The 14,828-nt window shown below is 59.7% G+C and carries 13 protein-coding genes; 7 read left to right on the top strand and 6 right to left on the bottom strand.

The window, feature by feature from the left end; all coding sequences use genetic code 11:
- Positions 1 to 3: 3 nt before the first annotated feature.
- Complete coding sequence (locus tag DARO_RS18530) at positions 4 to 1,245, top strand: hypothetical protein (RefSeq protein WP_198134070.1); 1,242 nt, start codon at positions 4 to 6, stop codon at positions 1,243 to 1,245.
- A 6-nt stretch (positions 1,246 to 1,251) separates the two neighbouring features.
- Here DARO_RS18530 and DARO_RS18525 read toward each other — a convergent pair whose 3' ends face one another.
- Positions 1,252 to 1,866 (bottom strand): trimeric intracellular cation channel family protein, encoded by a 615-nt coding sequence (locus tag DARO_RS18525; RefSeq protein WP_011289357.1) that lies wholly within the window; start codon positions 1,864 to 1,866, stop codon positions 1,252 to 1,254.
- A 317-nt stretch (positions 1,867 to 2,183) separates the two neighbouring features.
- Here DARO_RS18525 and DARO_RS18520 point away from each other — a divergent pair, with 317 nt between their 5' ends.
- On the top strand, positions 2,184 to 2,864 hold the full coding sequence (locus tag DARO_RS18520; RefSeq protein WP_041224513.1) for a hypothetical protein: 681 nt from the start codon (positions 2,184 to 2,186) through the stop codon (positions 2,862 to 2,864).
- A 168-nt stretch (positions 2,865 to 3,032) separates the two neighbouring features.
- Here DARO_RS18520 and DARO_RS18515 read toward each other — a convergent pair whose 3' ends face one another.
- Positions 3,033 to 3,398 (bottom strand): hypothetical protein, encoded by a 366-nt coding sequence (locus DARO_RS18515; RefSeq protein ID WP_011289355.1) that lies wholly within the window; start codon positions 3,396 to 3,398, stop codon positions 3,033 to 3,035.
- Positions 3,399 to 3,526: 128 nt separating this feature from the next.
- Positions 3,527 to 4,228: an HAD family hydrolase gene (locus DARO_RS18510; RefSeq protein ID WP_011289354.1), complete on the bottom strand. Its 702-nt coding sequence runs from the start codon at positions 4,226 to 4,228 to the stop codon at positions 3,527 to 3,529.
- A gap of 179 nt (positions 4,229 to 4,407) precedes the next feature.
- Here DARO_RS18510 and DARO_RS18505 point away from each other — a divergent pair, with 179 nt between their 5' ends.
- The 5 genes from DARO_RS18505 to fba all read left to right on the top strand — a co-directional run bounded on the left by DARO_RS18505 (position 4,408) and on the right by fba (position 10,854).
- Complete coding sequence (locus DARO_RS18505; RefSeq protein WP_011289353.1) at positions 4,408 to 5,481, top strand: class 1 fructose-bisphosphatase; 1,074 nt, start codon at positions 4,408 to 4,410, stop codon at positions 5,479 to 5,481.
- A gap of 23 nt (positions 5,482 to 5,504) precedes the next feature.
- Positions 5,505 to 6,377 (top strand): phosphoribulokinase, encoded by an 873-nt coding sequence (locus DARO_RS18500; RefSeq protein ID WP_011289352.1) that lies wholly within the window; start codon positions 5,505 to 5,507, stop codon positions 6,375 to 6,377.
- A 109-nt stretch (positions 6,378 to 6,486) separates the two neighbouring features.
- Positions 6,487 to 8,559 carry a transketolase gene (gene tkt / locus DARO_RS18495; protein ID WP_011289351.1) on the top strand — a complete coding sequence of 691 codons (2,073 nt, stop codon included), beginning with the start codon at positions 6,487 to 6,489 and terminating at the stop codon, positions 8,557 to 8,559.
- Between the two features lie 121 nt (positions 8,560 to 8,680).
- Positions 8,681 to 9,700, top strand: coding sequence for a type I glyceraldehyde-3-phosphate dehydrogenase (gap, locus tag DARO_RS18490; protein ID WP_011289350.1), 1,020 nt, complete (start codon positions 8,681 to 8,683; stop codon positions 9,698 to 9,700).
- Between the two features lie 116 nt (positions 9,701 to 9,816).
- Positions 9,817 to 10,854, top strand: coding sequence for a class II fructose-bisphosphate aldolase (gene fba, locus DARO_RS18485; RefSeq protein ID WP_011289349.1), 1,038 nt, complete (start codon positions 9,817 to 9,819; stop codon positions 10,852 to 10,854).
- A 53-nt stretch (positions 10,855 to 10,907) separates the two neighbouring features.
- On the opposite strand, the gene DARO_RS18480 is transcribed toward fba, so the two are convergent.
- The 3 genes from DARO_RS18480 to DARO_RS18470 form a co-directional block, all read right to left on the bottom strand.
- On the bottom strand, positions 10,908 to 12,659 hold the full coding sequence (locus DARO_RS18480; RefSeq protein WP_011289348.1) for a PAS domain-containing protein: 1,752 nt from the start codon (positions 12,657 to 12,659) through the stop codon (positions 10,908 to 10,910).
- Between the two features lie 151 nt (positions 12,660 to 12,810).
- Positions 12,811 to 13,323 carry a VF530 family DNA-binding protein gene (locus tag DARO_RS18475; protein ID WP_011289347.1) on the bottom strand — a complete coding sequence of 171 codons (513 nt, stop codon included), beginning with the start codon at positions 13,321 to 13,323 and terminating at the stop codon, positions 12,811 to 12,813.
- 39 nt (positions 13,324 to 13,362) lie between these two features.
- Positions 13,363 to 14,604, bottom strand: a complete 1,242-nt coding sequence (locus tag DARO_RS18470) for a GGDEF domain-containing protein (RefSeq protein WP_011289346.1) — start codon at positions 14,602 to 14,604, stop codon at positions 13,363 to 13,365.
- Between the last annotated feature and the right edge of the window lie 224 nt (positions 14,605 to 14,828).

Here is a 14,828-nt window from a genome sequence, read left to right as displayed (position 1 = left end):
TCAGTGAACAACTCAGTCGCGGTCGTTGATGATCGCCCCTACTTCGAAAAAGCGGTGCGCTTCGGGCTGGCGCAGGGCATCCTGACGCCGGCCGACATCGCCCGGATGGAAGCCGATGGCCCGAAAGGGATCGTCCAGATTGCCGATCATTTCGGCACTGCCTATTTGCGCACCGATCTGGAAAGCGCCGTGGCGCGCATGGCCAACCTGATCAGCCTGTATCTCGAAGATTTCTCGAACGGCGATTTGCGCGCCGCAGCCATGTCACTGCGCGACAACACGCTGCTGTCCCACTCGCGGGGCGGCTCCGAGATGCTCAAGCGCCTGCACGCGATGCCCGGCGAAACCAGCCTGCATGCGCGCCGGGTGGATCCATTGGCGCAGAAGATTTTCGTCAATGAGCGCAGCTTTGCCTTCCCGCTGTCCGTGGCCAGCTACCGGGCGCAGGTTGCCCAGTGCCAGGCCAACCAGATGCGCATCGATTTTGCCCGCTGGCTGGCGCGGCAGTTGAACGCAAAGCCGGACGAATACGAAGACTACAGCGCGGAAGAGGTGATTCGCTCGGCGATGCTGCTGCTCTACGCCGGCGCCAAAACGCTGGAAATGCCGTCGAAGGGTGAGTTCATCAAGCTCGTTGAAGCGCTGCGCAAGAAAAGCTTCAAGCCCAAACCGACGACACTTGACGCCTTCCTGCGCGAGGCGCCGGAGGCATTCGAGCAGATGACCCGGCAGGCCATGCAGGAATTTATTGACACTGCGCTGCCCCGCCTGAAATCACCGGAAAAGTCAGCCGACGAAATTCTGCACGCCGAAGCGCAGGGGGCCTATTTCGTTCGGGATGCCTCGGAAGACGATGTGGTCGCCTACGACAGGCTGGTGGCCAAGGAGTGGGTGCGCATCACCAAAGGCAATGCCGACGATCCCGCCGTGCTGGCAACGATTTTTCTCAGCGTCGCCACCGGTCATCCGCCCAAGGCGGCCGCCTTGCTCAAGGAGGCCAAGAGCATCATCACCACCTTCCGCGAAAAGGGATTCGACTCAAAAGCGGTGGCCGCATTTATTGACGAGCACGCCCCCTTTGAGCAGCGCGAAGACCTCAAGCTGATGTGGTCGCAGGACTTGAGACCCGATGCAGAAGTGCATCTGGCCGATAACGACCCGCAGATGCCCGACGCCTACATGGATCGCGCCCTGAAGTACTTCAGGCAAAACTGCGTGGCCAACTGGAAGAGCAGTAGCCGCTGATCGGCCTCACTGCCGTTCCGAGTAGATCGGCAGGGTAATGCGGAAGGCGATGGCCAGCAGGCGGGCGGCAAGAACGACCGCCATGCCTGCCCACGCGGCAATGACCGGCGAAATGTCGAATCCCTGCAGGCCGATCAGTACCAGCGCTCCGGCCCAGGCCGCGGAAGCATAGAGTTCGCCGCGCACGAAAACCAGCGGCACTTCGTTGCACAGCACATCGCGCAGCACGCCGCCAACGACCCCGGTAATCACCCCAAGCAGGCTGGCAACCAGCCACGGCGCCTGCCATTCCAGCGCAATCTGCGTGCCGGAAACAGTGAATAGCGCCAGGCCGATGGCGTCGGGAATCAGGAAGCGACGTGATGGCAGGTGCAGGGCGCGCACTGCAAAGAAAATGAGCAGTGTCGTGAGCAGTGCGACCACCAGATAGGTCTGATCGCTGATCCAGAAGACTTTGCGGTCGAGCAGCACGTCGCGCACCGTGCCGCCCCCCAGTGCCGTGGCGCAGCCAACCATCACCGCGCCGATCAGGTCCATGTTCTTGCGGCCGGCGTCGAGCACGCCGGTCAGGGCGCTGACAGCGACGGCGGCGAGGCCGATCCAGTAGAGCAGGTTTTCCATGGGGAGATTGAAGGTGCCGGGAGGGGGCAGTTTAGCGGTTTGCGTTGCTTGATGCCCGCCGGGGAAGATCCTGATGTTCAACCGGGAAAAACGGCCAAAATTGAAATCCCGCCAACGCGCTCCAGTAATACCAAAAGCTGCCTATCAAATGCCATTTGCAATCTTGGCCAAACATTCATACTGTCTGGTCTGTCGCCCGAAAACTGTCGAAAATATGCCAGCAAACGCGCAAATCGATTCCTGATAAAACAACAGGGTAGGTTCTAAAAAGTGGTCTTTTCCTCATTTGTTTATAACTATCAGGTCGTATCAAAACCATGTCCTCATCCTCCATAACTGATTTGGTCACTGTTGTCGGGGCTGCGTACTTTCAACCTATTGCGGATCTGATTGAGAACCTGACCCGATGCGCTGCGCCGGATATCCACCCGTCGGGCACCAGCCACAGGGAGAATGGTTATGCCGCATCAATCTCAGTGCTTCTAGTCGCTGTCTTGGAGTCGTATACCGCGAGACTTCGATTCGTAAGGAATGCCGAATTTGAAGCGGCCGCGAATAGCACTCCAGATTTGCTCGAGAAGTACTTTCCAGACCTTCCAAACAAGAGGGAACTTGTCGAGATTTTTCTTCTTCGGAATCTCTTGCTTCACAACCACATCTGGCACCTCGATGTCTCAGACATTGAAGCTCAAGGGACTCCAGCCTTGGCTACCCCGAAGGAGCTTGGCTTTCACACAAACAAGCACTACGAGGAAGTGGTCGATGTTCCCCGTCGGAGGACCAAGTCCCTCCAACTAAACGCTAGTCCAACTTCAGTAGACCGCAGTGATGCCCAGAAGGTTTTCAGAGTTGTATGGAGCACACTTTTTTTCATGCAGACAAAGAACTTTTCTCACACGCCGCTCAGTGGTCGAACAGTGCGTTATGAAGGCAAATTCCGGCAGTTCGAGGAGCTTATCGAAGTGCTTGACTGCACCATACCCCCGGATGCGGCCTAGCTTCTCAGTCAACCGGACCTGCCCTAGGCAGGCTGGTTACCTCAAATATTCCTGAGTCCACTTTCCAAGTCTGGCGAAACCTCAGCAATAACAGGGGACAGACCATGTTTTGGTGGCTGGCAGAAAACTGCTCCCCGGCGGCTGGAGCCGGGTTTCCGGCCATGCGACTTACTTCGCGGCTGAGCCTTCGGTCTTCTCGATTTCCGTCAGCGTCAGGTAGCCGTCCTTGGTGTTGACGACCTTGTAGATGGCGTCCGGCTTGGCCTGGGCTTTTTTGAGCACGGACTGCCATTCGGCCTCGGCCGAGCGCAAGCCGTCGATCTTCTTGTGCAGCGAAGCCACACTGTCCGCCAGGTCGGTCTTGAGCTCTTCATTGAATTGCTCGACCTTTTTGGCGGTGGGGTTCATGACGATCAGCGCGGTGTTGGCCAGCGTTACCACGAGCGCGACAGCCACGAGGATCATCGTCGGTTTTTCAAATGATCGCGCCTTGACGGGCTGCTCCTGGCTGTCCTTGGATTCTTTTTCGCTCACGGTCTCGCTCCTGGGTGGCTTGTTCTATCAGTCATTACGGCCAATGGGGGGCAAACTTGAGTTTTGTGCGCCGGGGGCGGGTAGTCGGGCCAGCCAAATTCAACCGGGAAAACGGACAAATATGAACTTTATGGGGTGGCGATGGCGGAGAGATCAACCTCCAGCAGGTCCGACAGCACCTGCCATGCACCGCTGAAATCCTCGCCGGCTGTGTAGTTGTTGGGCGTAACGAGGCAGCGCATCCCGGCGGCGCGGGCGGCTTGCAGGCCGTTGGCTGAATCTTCGATGGCCAGGCAATTTTCGGCCGGCAGGGCGAGACGATCGAGCACCCAGCGGTAAATGTCGGGCGCCGGCTTCTTGTGGGGAACGATGTCGCCGGCACCGATCACTTCAAACCAGTCGGGTGACTCCGCCCCGAGTGTGGCGTTGAGCAGCGTGGTGACGTTTTCCGGAGTGGTCGTGGTGGCGATGGCGAGGCGTAGGCCGCGTTGGCGGGCTTGCTGGATCAGCGCCGCGACGCCGGGCCGGAGCGGCAGGCTGGCGGATTCGACGAGGCGCAGGTAGTGGCGTGTCTTAGCGGCGTGCAGGTCGCGGACGAGGCAGTCGAACTCGGGCCGGGCAGCAATGTCGGGGGCGCGGCGGGGGGCGTAGTGACGGATGCGCTCCTTGCCGCCGGCGATGGCGAGCAATTCGCCGTACAGCATTTCATCCCAGTACCAGTCCAGGCCGTGCTCGGCAAAGGCCGCATTGAAGGCGGGGCGATGGCCGTCGCGCTCGGTGTCGGCCAGCGTGCCGTCGACGTCGAAGATCAGGGCTTGAAGTGTGTGCATGCGACGGACGATAGCCCGGCGCCCCACCGGCGGCCAGTCAGGATTTTTGAAGCGATTGGTAAGCGCCCATTTAATAAACGATGGCTTACTCGGTTGGTAAGAAAGTCTGACTGTTACTTAATTAATAAGTCACTTATCTTGGTTGCCAATGCGGTAACACAAGAATGATTGGAGACACCATGCAATTCGGCCGTACGACCCTCTCGAAATTCGTCATCGAAAACACTCGCGCCAGCCATGGCGAACTCGGCGCCCTGCTGATCGACGTCGCCGCCGCCGTCAAGACCATCTCGGCGATGGTCGCCAAGGGGGCGCTGGCTGGCCACCATGGTGCGCTGGACAGCACCAATGTCCAGGGCGAAGTGCAGAAGAAGCTCGATGTGCTGACTAACGATGCCATCCTGCGTCACTGCGAGTGGGGCGGCCAGCTGGCCGGCATGGCTTCCGAGGAAATGGACGACCCGTACCCGATCCCTGCCGAATACCCGCGCGGCCGCTACCTGCTGGTGTTCGACCCGCTCGACGGCTCGTCGAACAGCGACGTCAATGTCTCGGTCGGCACTATTTTTTCGATATTTTCCCGCAGGGCCGCTGGCGATGCCGAGCTCGGTGATTACCTGCGGCCGGGCAGCGAACAGGTCGCCGCCGGCTACGCCATCTACGGCCCATCGACGATGATGGTGCTGACGCTGGGCAATGGCACGCACGGCTTCACGCTGGATCGCGAGAGCGGCAATTTCATCCTGACCCACGCCAATATCCGCGTGCCGGAAGACACCCGCGAATTCGCCATCAATACTTCCAACGAGCGTTTCTGGGAGCCGCCGGTGCAGCGCTACGTCAGCGAGTGCAAGGCCGGCAAATCTGGCGTCCGTGGCGAGGATTTCAATACGCGCTGGATCGCTTCGATGGTCGCCGAAGTGCACCGCATCCTGATCCGCGGCGGCATCTTCATGTACCCCAAGGACAGCAAGGACCCGAGCAAACCGGGGCGCTTGCGCCTGCTCTACGAAGCCAATCCGATGGCCATGCTGATCGAGCAGGCCGGTGGTGCCGCGAGCACTGGCCGCCAGCGCATCCTCGACGTGGTACCGGACAGCCTGCACCAGCGCGCGCCGGTCATCCTCGGCTCGAAGAACGAGGTCGAGCGGCTGGCGCGCTATCACCACGAATACGACACCGGGGCTGATCGGCCGTTTGTTTCGCCGCTGTTTTCGGAACGCTCGCTGTTCCGCGACGAGTCGCGCGCCTGAATTCAAAGCACAGGGAGAAGCACATGTCCGTCAAACACCCCATCATCGCTATCACCGGTTCGTCCGGCGCCGGCACCAGCACGGTGATGCAGAGCTTCCAGCACATCTTCCGTCGCGAGTGCCTCAAGGCGCAGATCGTCGAGGGTGACTCGTTTCATCGCTACGACCGCCTGGCCATGCGCGCCGAAATGAAGGCGCAGGAAGAGGCCGGCAATCGCAATTTCAGCCACTTCGGCCCGGAAGCCAATCTGCTTGAGGAATTGCAGGACCTGTTCATCGCCTACGGCCAGAACGGCACCGGCAAAGTCCGCAAATACCTGCACGATGCGGGCGAGGCCGAGCCTTTCGGCCAGCAACCGGGCACCTTCACGCCGTGGCAGGAAATCACCGCGACTACCGACCTGATGTTCTACGAAGGCCTGCACGGCGCCTATGCCGATGACCAGATCGACATCGCCAAACAGGTCGATCTCTGCGTCGGCGTGGTGCCGACCATCAACCTCGAATGGATCCAGAAGCTGCACCGCGACCAGAAAATGCGCGGCTATTCGCAGGAAGCGGTCACCGACACCATCCTGCGTCGGATGCCAGATTACGTCAGCCACCTTTGCCCGCAGTTCTCGCGCACCCACGTCAATTTCCAGCGCGTGCCGATCGTCGATACCTCCAATCCCTTCATCGCCCGCGACATCCCGACGGCCGACGAGAGCATGGTGGTGATCCGCTTCGCCAACCCGAAGGGCATCGATTTTCAGTACCTGATCAACATCCTGCACGGCGCGATGATGACCCGCCCGAACACGCTGGTCGTTCCCGGCGGCAAGATGGGCCTGGCCATGCAGATGATTTTCACGCCGATGGTTTTGCGCCTGATGGACCACAAGCGCCGGGCCTAGGGATTTGTCGCTCCCGCTCCGGCGGGAACCCCGAAATGCAAGGAACAGGATCCCCGTTTCCACGGGGAGGGCGAACTGCAAGCTGAATTTGGAAAAAACGGAGACAAGCATGGATCGCAACCAGACCGAAATCACCTTCCGCCGCGAACTGGCCAACGCCGTCCGCTTTCTGGCCATCGATGCCGTCAATCAGGCCAAGTCCGGACACCCTGGCGCGCCGATGGGCATGGCCGACATCGCCGAAGTGCTGTGGCGTGACCATCTCAAGCACAATCCAGCCAACCCGCAGTGGGCGGACCGCGACCGCTTCGTACTGTCGAACGGTCACGGCTCGATGCTGCTCTACGCGCTGCTTCACCTGACCGGCTACGACCTCAATATCGATGACCTCAAGAACTTCCGCCAGTTCGGCAGCCGCACCGCCGGCCATCCGGAAGTCGGCCACACGCCCGGCGTCGAGACGACCACCGGGCCGCTCGGCCAGGGCCTGACCAACGCCGTCGGCATGGCGCTGGCCGAAAAGCTGCTGGCCCAGCGCTACAACCGGCCAGGTTGCGAGATCGTCGATCACCGGACTTGGGTTTTCGTCGGTGACGGCTGTCTGATGGAAGGCATCAGCCACGAAGCCTGTTCGCTGGCCGGCGTCTGGGGCCTCGACAAGCTGACCTGCTTCTACGACGACAACGGGATTTCCATCGACGGCCACGTCAAAGGCTGGTTCCGCGACGACACCCCGGCCCGCTTCCGCGCCTACGGCTGGCATGTTGTCGGGCCGATTGACGGCCATGACTCGGTGGCGCTGTCCGCGGCCATTGCCGAAGCCAAGGCCGTCACCAGCCAACCGACCCTGATCGTCTGCCGCACGCAGATCGGTTGGGGTTCGCCGAACAAGGCCGGTTCGCACGACGTTCATGGCGCGCCGCTCGGCGCCGATGAAACGGCCGCCACCCGTGCCGCGCTTGGCTGGTTGCATCCGCCGTTTGAAGTGCCGGACAGCCTGCGCGCCGCGTGGAATGCCCAGTCTACTGGCGCCACTGCCGAAGCCTCATGGCTGGCCAGGTTCGCCGCTTACCGCACCGAGTATCCGGAACTCGCCGCCGAATTCGAACGCACGCAGGCCGGCGGTCTGCCGGAAAAATGGCCGGAAATTAAAAGCGAACTGCTGGCCACGGCCGGCCGCAAGGAAGGCGCCGTCGCCACCCGCAAGTCGTCGCAGAACTGCCTCGATTGGCTGGTCGACCGCGTGCCCGAACTACTTGGCGGCTCGGCCGACCTGACCGGCTCCAACCTGACCGCCGGCAAAGGCAGCGTGGCCCTGCATGAAGTACCCCAAGGGCACTTCCTTCGGGGCGCTGGTGAGCGGCAGGCCAACTACATTTCCTACGGCGTCCGCGAATTCGGCATGACGGCGATCATGAACGGTGTCGCCCTGCACGGCGGGTTGATTCCCTACGGCGGCACCTTCGCCGTCTTCTCCGACTACGCCCGCAACGCGATCCGGATGAGCGCCCTGATGCAGCAGCGCGTCGTCCATGTCCTGACCCACGATTCCATCGGCCTCGGCGAGGATGGCCCGACCCACCAGCCGGTCGAGCACGCCAGCAGCCTGCGCATCATTCCCGGCCTCGACCTGTGGCGCCCGTGCGACGAGCTGGAAACAGCCATCGCCTGGGGCGCCGCGCTCGAGCGCCAAAACGGACCTTCCACCCTCTTTTTGTCGCGTCAAAACCTGCCGCAATACGGCGGCGCGGCGAGCCGGGCGGAAGGTGCCAGCCGCGGCGGCTACGTGCTCTCCGAAGCCGACGGCCCGCTGCAGGCAGTGATCATCGCCACCGGCTCGGAAGTCGCCATCGCCATGCAGGCGCAGGCCATTCTGAAAACCGGCGGCGTTGCAGTGCGTGTCGTCTCGATGCCCTGCACGCGGCGCTTCGACCAGCAGCCTTCGACGTGGAAGAAGCTCGTGCTGCCGCCGGAAGTCTGCCGCGTCGCCATCGAAGCCGGCCAGACCGATTTCTGGCGAAAGTACGTTGGCCTCGACGGCGACGTGCTCGGCCTCGACGAATTCGGCGCCTCGGCCCCGGCCCCGGTGCTTTACGAACACTACGGCCTGACCGCGGACAACCTGGCGCAGACGGTGTTGCGCACCATCGTCAGTGCCGGGGGCAGTGATGGTGACTTCTGATGCCTGACCTGACGTCCGCCTAGTCCGGCCCAAACCCAATTCAAGCTGTCCCGAACGCCCGTTGCTACGGGTGTAACGGGCCGGCTCGTTCAAGAATTCTTAATCATCAGGAGACAACACCATGCCTATACGGGTGGCAATCAACGGCTTCGGCCGGATCGGGCGCATGGCCTTCCGGGCCATCGCCAAGGAGGCGGAGTTCGCCGACATCGCGGTGGTCGCCATCAACGACCTGCTCGAACCGGACTATCTCGCCTATATGCTCAAGTACGACTCGGTGCACGGCAATTTCGCCGGCGACGTTGCGGTCGACCGCAACGATCTGCTGGTCAACGGCCGCCGTATTCGCCTGAGCGCCGAGCGCCATCCCGAGCAGTTGGCTTGGGGCGAGGTCAAAGCCGATGTCGTGATCGAGGCGACCGGCCATTTTCTGACTCATGACGGCTGCCTCAAGCACGTCCATGCTGGCGCCCGCAAGGTTGTCCAGTCGGCCCCGGCCAAGGATTCGACGCCGATGTTTGTCTACGGCGTCAATCACGAGACTTACGCCGGCGAGGACATCGTTTCGGCTGCTTCGTGCACGACCAACGGCCTGGCCCCGGTGGCCAAGGTGCTGCACGACAAGTTCGGCATCAGGCGCGGCCTGATGAGCACCGTGCACGCTGCAACCGCCACACAAAAGACCGTCGACGGCCCATCCGGCAAGGACTGGCGCGGCGGGCGCGGCATCCTGGAAAACATCATCCCGTCCTCGACCGGCGCCGCCCAGGCCGTCGGCAAGGTGATCCCGGCGCTGAACAAGAAGCTGACCGGCATGGCCTTCCGCGTGCCGACTTCCGATGTCTCGGTGGTCGACCTGACCGTCGAACTGGAAAAGCCGGCCAGCTACGCGGACATCTGCGCCGCCATGAAGGCCGCCGCGGAATCCGGCCCGCTCAAGGGCGTGCTCGGCTATACCGGCGACAGCGTTGTTTCCACCGATTTCCGCGGCTGCCGTCTGCCCTCGATCTTCGACGCCGGCGCCGGCATCGCGCTCGACCCGACCTTCGTCAAGGTCGTGGCCTGGTACGACAACGAGTACGGCTATACCTGCAACCTGCTGCGCCTCGTTCGCCATATTTCGGAAGCGCCAACAAAATGATTCTGGCGTCGTTGCACCGCCTTGCCGTACCCGGTGTACTGCCTGTGGCGGCGCGCCTAGCCAGAACCGCTGCGCTTCATTTTGTTAACGCTTCCCAACAGAATTAAGGAACAACCATGGCCCTCATTTCCCTGCGCCAACTGCTCGACCACGCGGCAGAGCACAGCTACGGTCTACCCGCCTTCAACGTCAATAACATGGAGCAGATCCAGGCCATCATGCAGGCGGCCGAAGCCTGCGACAGCCCGGTCATCCTGCAGGCCTCGGCCGGCGCCCGAAAATACGCTGGCGAGCCTTTTCTGCGCAAATTGGTCGAAGCCGCCATCGAGCAATACCCGGACATCCCCGTCTGCCTGCACCAGGATCATGGCACCTCGCCGGCCGTCTGCCAGCAGTCGATGCGCAGCGGTTTTTCCAGCGTGATGATGGACGGCTCGTTGGGGCCGGATGGCAAGACGCCGGCCAACTACGCTTACAACGTCCTGGTGACGCGCAAAGTGGTCGAAATGGCCCACGCCATCGGCGTTTCGGTCGAAGGCGAACTGGGCTGCCTGGGGTCGCTGGAAACCGGTGAAGCGGGCGAGGAAGACGGCATCGGCGCTGCCGGCAAGCTCGACCGCTCACAGATGCTGACCGACCCCGATGAGGCCGCCGACTTCGTTGCCAGGACCGGCGTCGACGCGCTGGCCATCGCCATTGGCACCAGCCACGGCGCCTACAAGTTCACCCGGCCGCCGACCGGCGAGATCCTCGCTATTGACCGCATCAAGGCCATCCACGCCCGTATCCCAAATACTCATCTGGTCATGCACGGCTCGAGCAGCGTGCCGCAGGAATGGCTGGCGGTCATCCGCCAGTACGGCGGCGCGATCAAGGAAACCTACGGCGTGCCGATCGGGGAAATCGTCGAAGGCATCCGCCACGGCGTGCGCAAGGTCAATATCGATACCGATATCCGCCTCGCCATGACCGGCGCCATGCGGAAAGCCATGGCCGAAAAACCGGAAGAGTTTGATCCGCGGGCCTTTTGGAAAGCAGCCGTCGCGGCAGCGAGCGACCTCTGCCGCCAACGCTTCGAAGTCTTCGGCTCGGCCGGTCAGGCCAGCCGCATCAAGCCGATTTCACTGGAGAAAATGGCCACCACATACCGCTGACTCGAGGATTCTGAAGGCGGCATGGAAACAAAAGTTTATTGTCCTTGCCGGCTTCAGTGCGCCGATTTTCCGTACCCTGCATCTAACTTGATCTGATTTCGTCCTGCGGCTTTCGCCTGGTACATCGCGTTATCAGCACGCCGAAGAATGGCCTCGCCACTTTCGCCGCACGGTGGGAACAAGGTCATTCCCAGGCTTGCCGAGCATTGATGCTCGACAGTCTTCCCCATTTCCTCTTCTGTATCAAAGGCAAGGGAATAGGTTTTGGCCAAGTCATCACGGATGCGTTCCGCGACATGTTTGGCCTGTTTCAAAGCCTCATCTGGCGTCGGTGCCACATTGACCAGCAAGACCACGAACTCATCGCCGCCAAGGCGGGCCACAGTATCGTGATCACGCACACATCCGGCGAGGCGTCGAGCGGCTTCCTGTAGCAGCAAGTCACCTGCAATGTGACCGTACTGGTCGTTGACCGGCTTGAAATTGTCGAGGTCCAAATAGATAACCGCGCCATAGTTGCCGCTGCGCTGACTCAGTGCCAGCGCTTTCGCCAGGTGGTCAAAAAACAGGCGTCGGTTTGGCAGGTCGGTCAGCGCATCGTAATACGCCAGCTGATGAATGGTCCCTTCGTATTTCATCCGTTCTGTCAGGTCACGGACCGTGGCCAGTATGACGGCCTCACCGTCCAGATCCACGATGTTGGCACTGACTTCAACCGCCAAGGCCGGACCGTCATCCGGTCGTTGGATAAGCCAGTCAAAACGATGCTGTTTTTCCGTTTTAATGATGGCGATGTGGGTGGCGGCCAGCTCGGTGGAGGGCGTTCCGCAGGCTTGGGTTGGGGGTGAGAAATCAGCAGGGGTATGTCCAAGGCAATCCGCCTTGCTGGTCAGCCCCAGAAGCTCTATTGCCGCTTGATTGCAGTCAATGATGCCCGCCTTCTGGTCAAGCAAAAGGACCGCATCCCGGCTGCCTTCGAACAAGGTCCGGAAGCGTGTTTCAGAACTTGCGACAGCGCGTTGAGTCTCTTTGAGCTCTGTAATATCGATTGACAGTCCAATGAGACAGTCGGGGTGATCAGCCCTGCGCAACAACTGCTTGATCGACCAGAAATAGCGCAATTTCCCAGTGCTTCCGGATAAGTACTCCTCACCGGCTTGCCGCTCGCCTGTTTCAAAAACCTGATCATCGAATTCTTTGACGCGCCGAGCCTCTTCTTCCGGTAATAGCTCATCGTCGGTATGACCGACAATCTGCTCCGGACTGCGTTGAAATTGTTCCGCGACCTTTGGACTGACAAAGAGATAGCGACGGTCGTGTCCCTTGATATAGAAATGACCATCGACATTGCTGAGCAGCATATCCAGGAATTGTCGGGAGTCACTCAGCAAAGCCTCAAAGTTCTGATTGCTGGTGATGTCGATGGAAACTCCCGAAAGGCCGATAATTTTGCCTTGGGGGTTATACAGCGGTCTCTTGACCGTTAAACATGCATGTTTTTCTCCGCCCCGCCTGGAGACTCGAATTTCTTTCTGTTCAATGGTTTGACCGGTGGTCAGTACCCGGAGGTCATCCTGTTTGAGCTGAGCGGCCGTGCTTGGGGCAAATAAATCATCAAGGGAGTGCCCGACAACATCTTCCCTCGCAGCTCCGACCATTTCGCAGAAAGCTTGGTTGGCGAAGGTGTAACGGCCGCTCAAGTCTTTGGTATAGATTGAAGCCCCAAGGCTATCGATGACCGTTTGCAATAAATTCAAATCACCCTCGGACAGGCTATCTGTATGCAAAAACCCAACCGCTTGCATAACCCACTCCCGATGAGGCACTTACAGAACATATTGCGCTTTTTAGTCGCTGCTATCAAATGCAGCTAACAACCCGTGGCGGGTTGGAACTGGCTGGTCGTTGCCTGATTCCAGATGTTAAGAAAATAGCTGCATTTGGTCCGGAACGCCGTCACCGGGCAGGGTATTCCAATCCCTGAAACCCGATTATTTTCGCCACTTCACCCCAGGGGTCTGAATCACCATTAAGCGAGGGGCTGGAATAATTCGCTGTCCTTTTGGCAGATGCGGAACGACGGCCTGCATCCTGGTCGTGCAAGGCCGCTTTTTTGGCGCGTTTTTCGCGGAGTCGCTCGGCATCTTCCATGCTCAATACGGCCGGTTGGCCCGGTATTTGATCCGGCGGTACGATGCGATCTCTTGGTGGCAATTCAAACTGCTCGGCGGAGGCTCGGGGCAGGCTTTTAAACTGGTACAAATAGAAGGCTTCAACCTTTTCGCGCGCCCAATCCGTTTTTTTCAGGAATTTCACACTGGAATCAATACTCGGGTTGTTATTGAAACAATTGATATTCAGGTATGCAAATAGAATTTCAAAACCGTAGTGATCAACTATTTCAGTTAACAGCTTTTTTAAACTGACGCCGTGGAGCGGGTTATTTTTGTAATTGATATCAACGTTCATGGTGGCGCTTGAGCAAGGGGGAATTCGGCATTATACCTGTCACGCAACAGCGCTTTTGGCCTCGCACGCCTCGCCTTGCTGATCTGATTCAATGGCATTTTCCGGCGGCTCGAATTGGCCGGTGTTGTTCAGGTCGGGGGTAACTTCGACCTGGTTGCGTCCCTTGTCCTTTGCCGTATACATGGCGTTATCAGCGCGATGCAGCGTGACTTCGGGCGCCTCGTCCTTGCGGTAATGGGTGACCCCGATACTGACGGTCAGTGTGATACTGCCATGCTCATTCTTGACCGGTCTCGCGGCGACTTCGCAGCGCAGGCGCTCGGCAACTGTCGCTGCCTTGCTTATGTCCGTATCGGGCAGCAAAATCGCAAATTCCTCTCCGCCGACTCGACCGATGATGTCCCCGTTGCGTATGCAGGGCACAGCCACGGCGACAAAATGCCGCAAGGCTTCATCGCCGCTCTTGTGTCCCCAGGTGTCGTTGATCTTTTTGAAATGGTCCAGGTCAATCAACATGATCGATAACGGTGAAGCCATCCGGTCCGAATGACTAATGGACTTATCGAGCAGGGTCAGGAAGGAGCGGCGGTTGAAAACGCCGGTTAGCGGGTCCCTTTCGGCAATCGCTCTTAATTCGAGCGTCACTTGTTCATTGGCCAGCATCACGATACCAAATGCCATCAAGACAATGGCCGCGATGGATTCGACCATGACGAACTGGGAGACGGCGATTGCCTGCGCTGCATCGAACAGGCCACTTTTGCCCAAACTGAACAGCCAGGGGCGAATCAGCAGGAAGGCGCCGTGGCAGCCACAAGCCATGGCATAGAGGTAGCGGGCTGGATATTCCTGTACTTTCCCCTTGGCGACTGTTTTTGCGCAAAGCAGAAAGATCACGCCAGCCATCAGGCTCGACAGCGCGAAGCGCATACCCGGGTCGGGTTGAATCGCCGTGAAGTAGGCTGAGGCGGCGACGAGCAGAAGTGCCGCCAGGGCGGCATAGCCTGGCCAGGATTGGGGCAGTCCGACGTAGGCCCTGGTCCCTCTCAGGTTCAGGTAGGCCATCAGGAAAAGCAGGCTTTGTGCCGTGATAACCGACCAGACTTCGGGTGTGGCCGTCCGCACCAGCAGGCTGACGCAGAAAAGGGTGCCGAAAAAATAGGAGCCGGCCCATAAGCCAAATCCGGCAATCTGCCGATTGAAGCGCCAGGCAGCCATCAGCATCATGGTCATGATCCCCATCAGGATCGTGGCAAGAATGAGCAGCGTGGGGCTATGCACTAAGGAAAATTCCAAACAATGTTATCGGGCCGTGATGATGCAGCGCATGCTCGACATGACAGTTCGAGGATTGCTTCTGTTCGAGCTTGAGATGCGTTGCTGAAAATTTCGATATGAATCATCGCGATTTCTGAGCGGCCTTGCTCGTCAATATGCCGGGTAGTCTGCCACAAAGTGGCTATATCCTTGGTGATAGATGAGTGATTCGCAGGCAAGGTGCCGTG

The organism is Dechloromonas aromatica RCB (assembly GCF_000012425.1).
The sequence above is the reverse complement of the archived record's forward strand: the minus strand, read 5'-3'. Positions and strand labels throughout refer to the sequence as shown.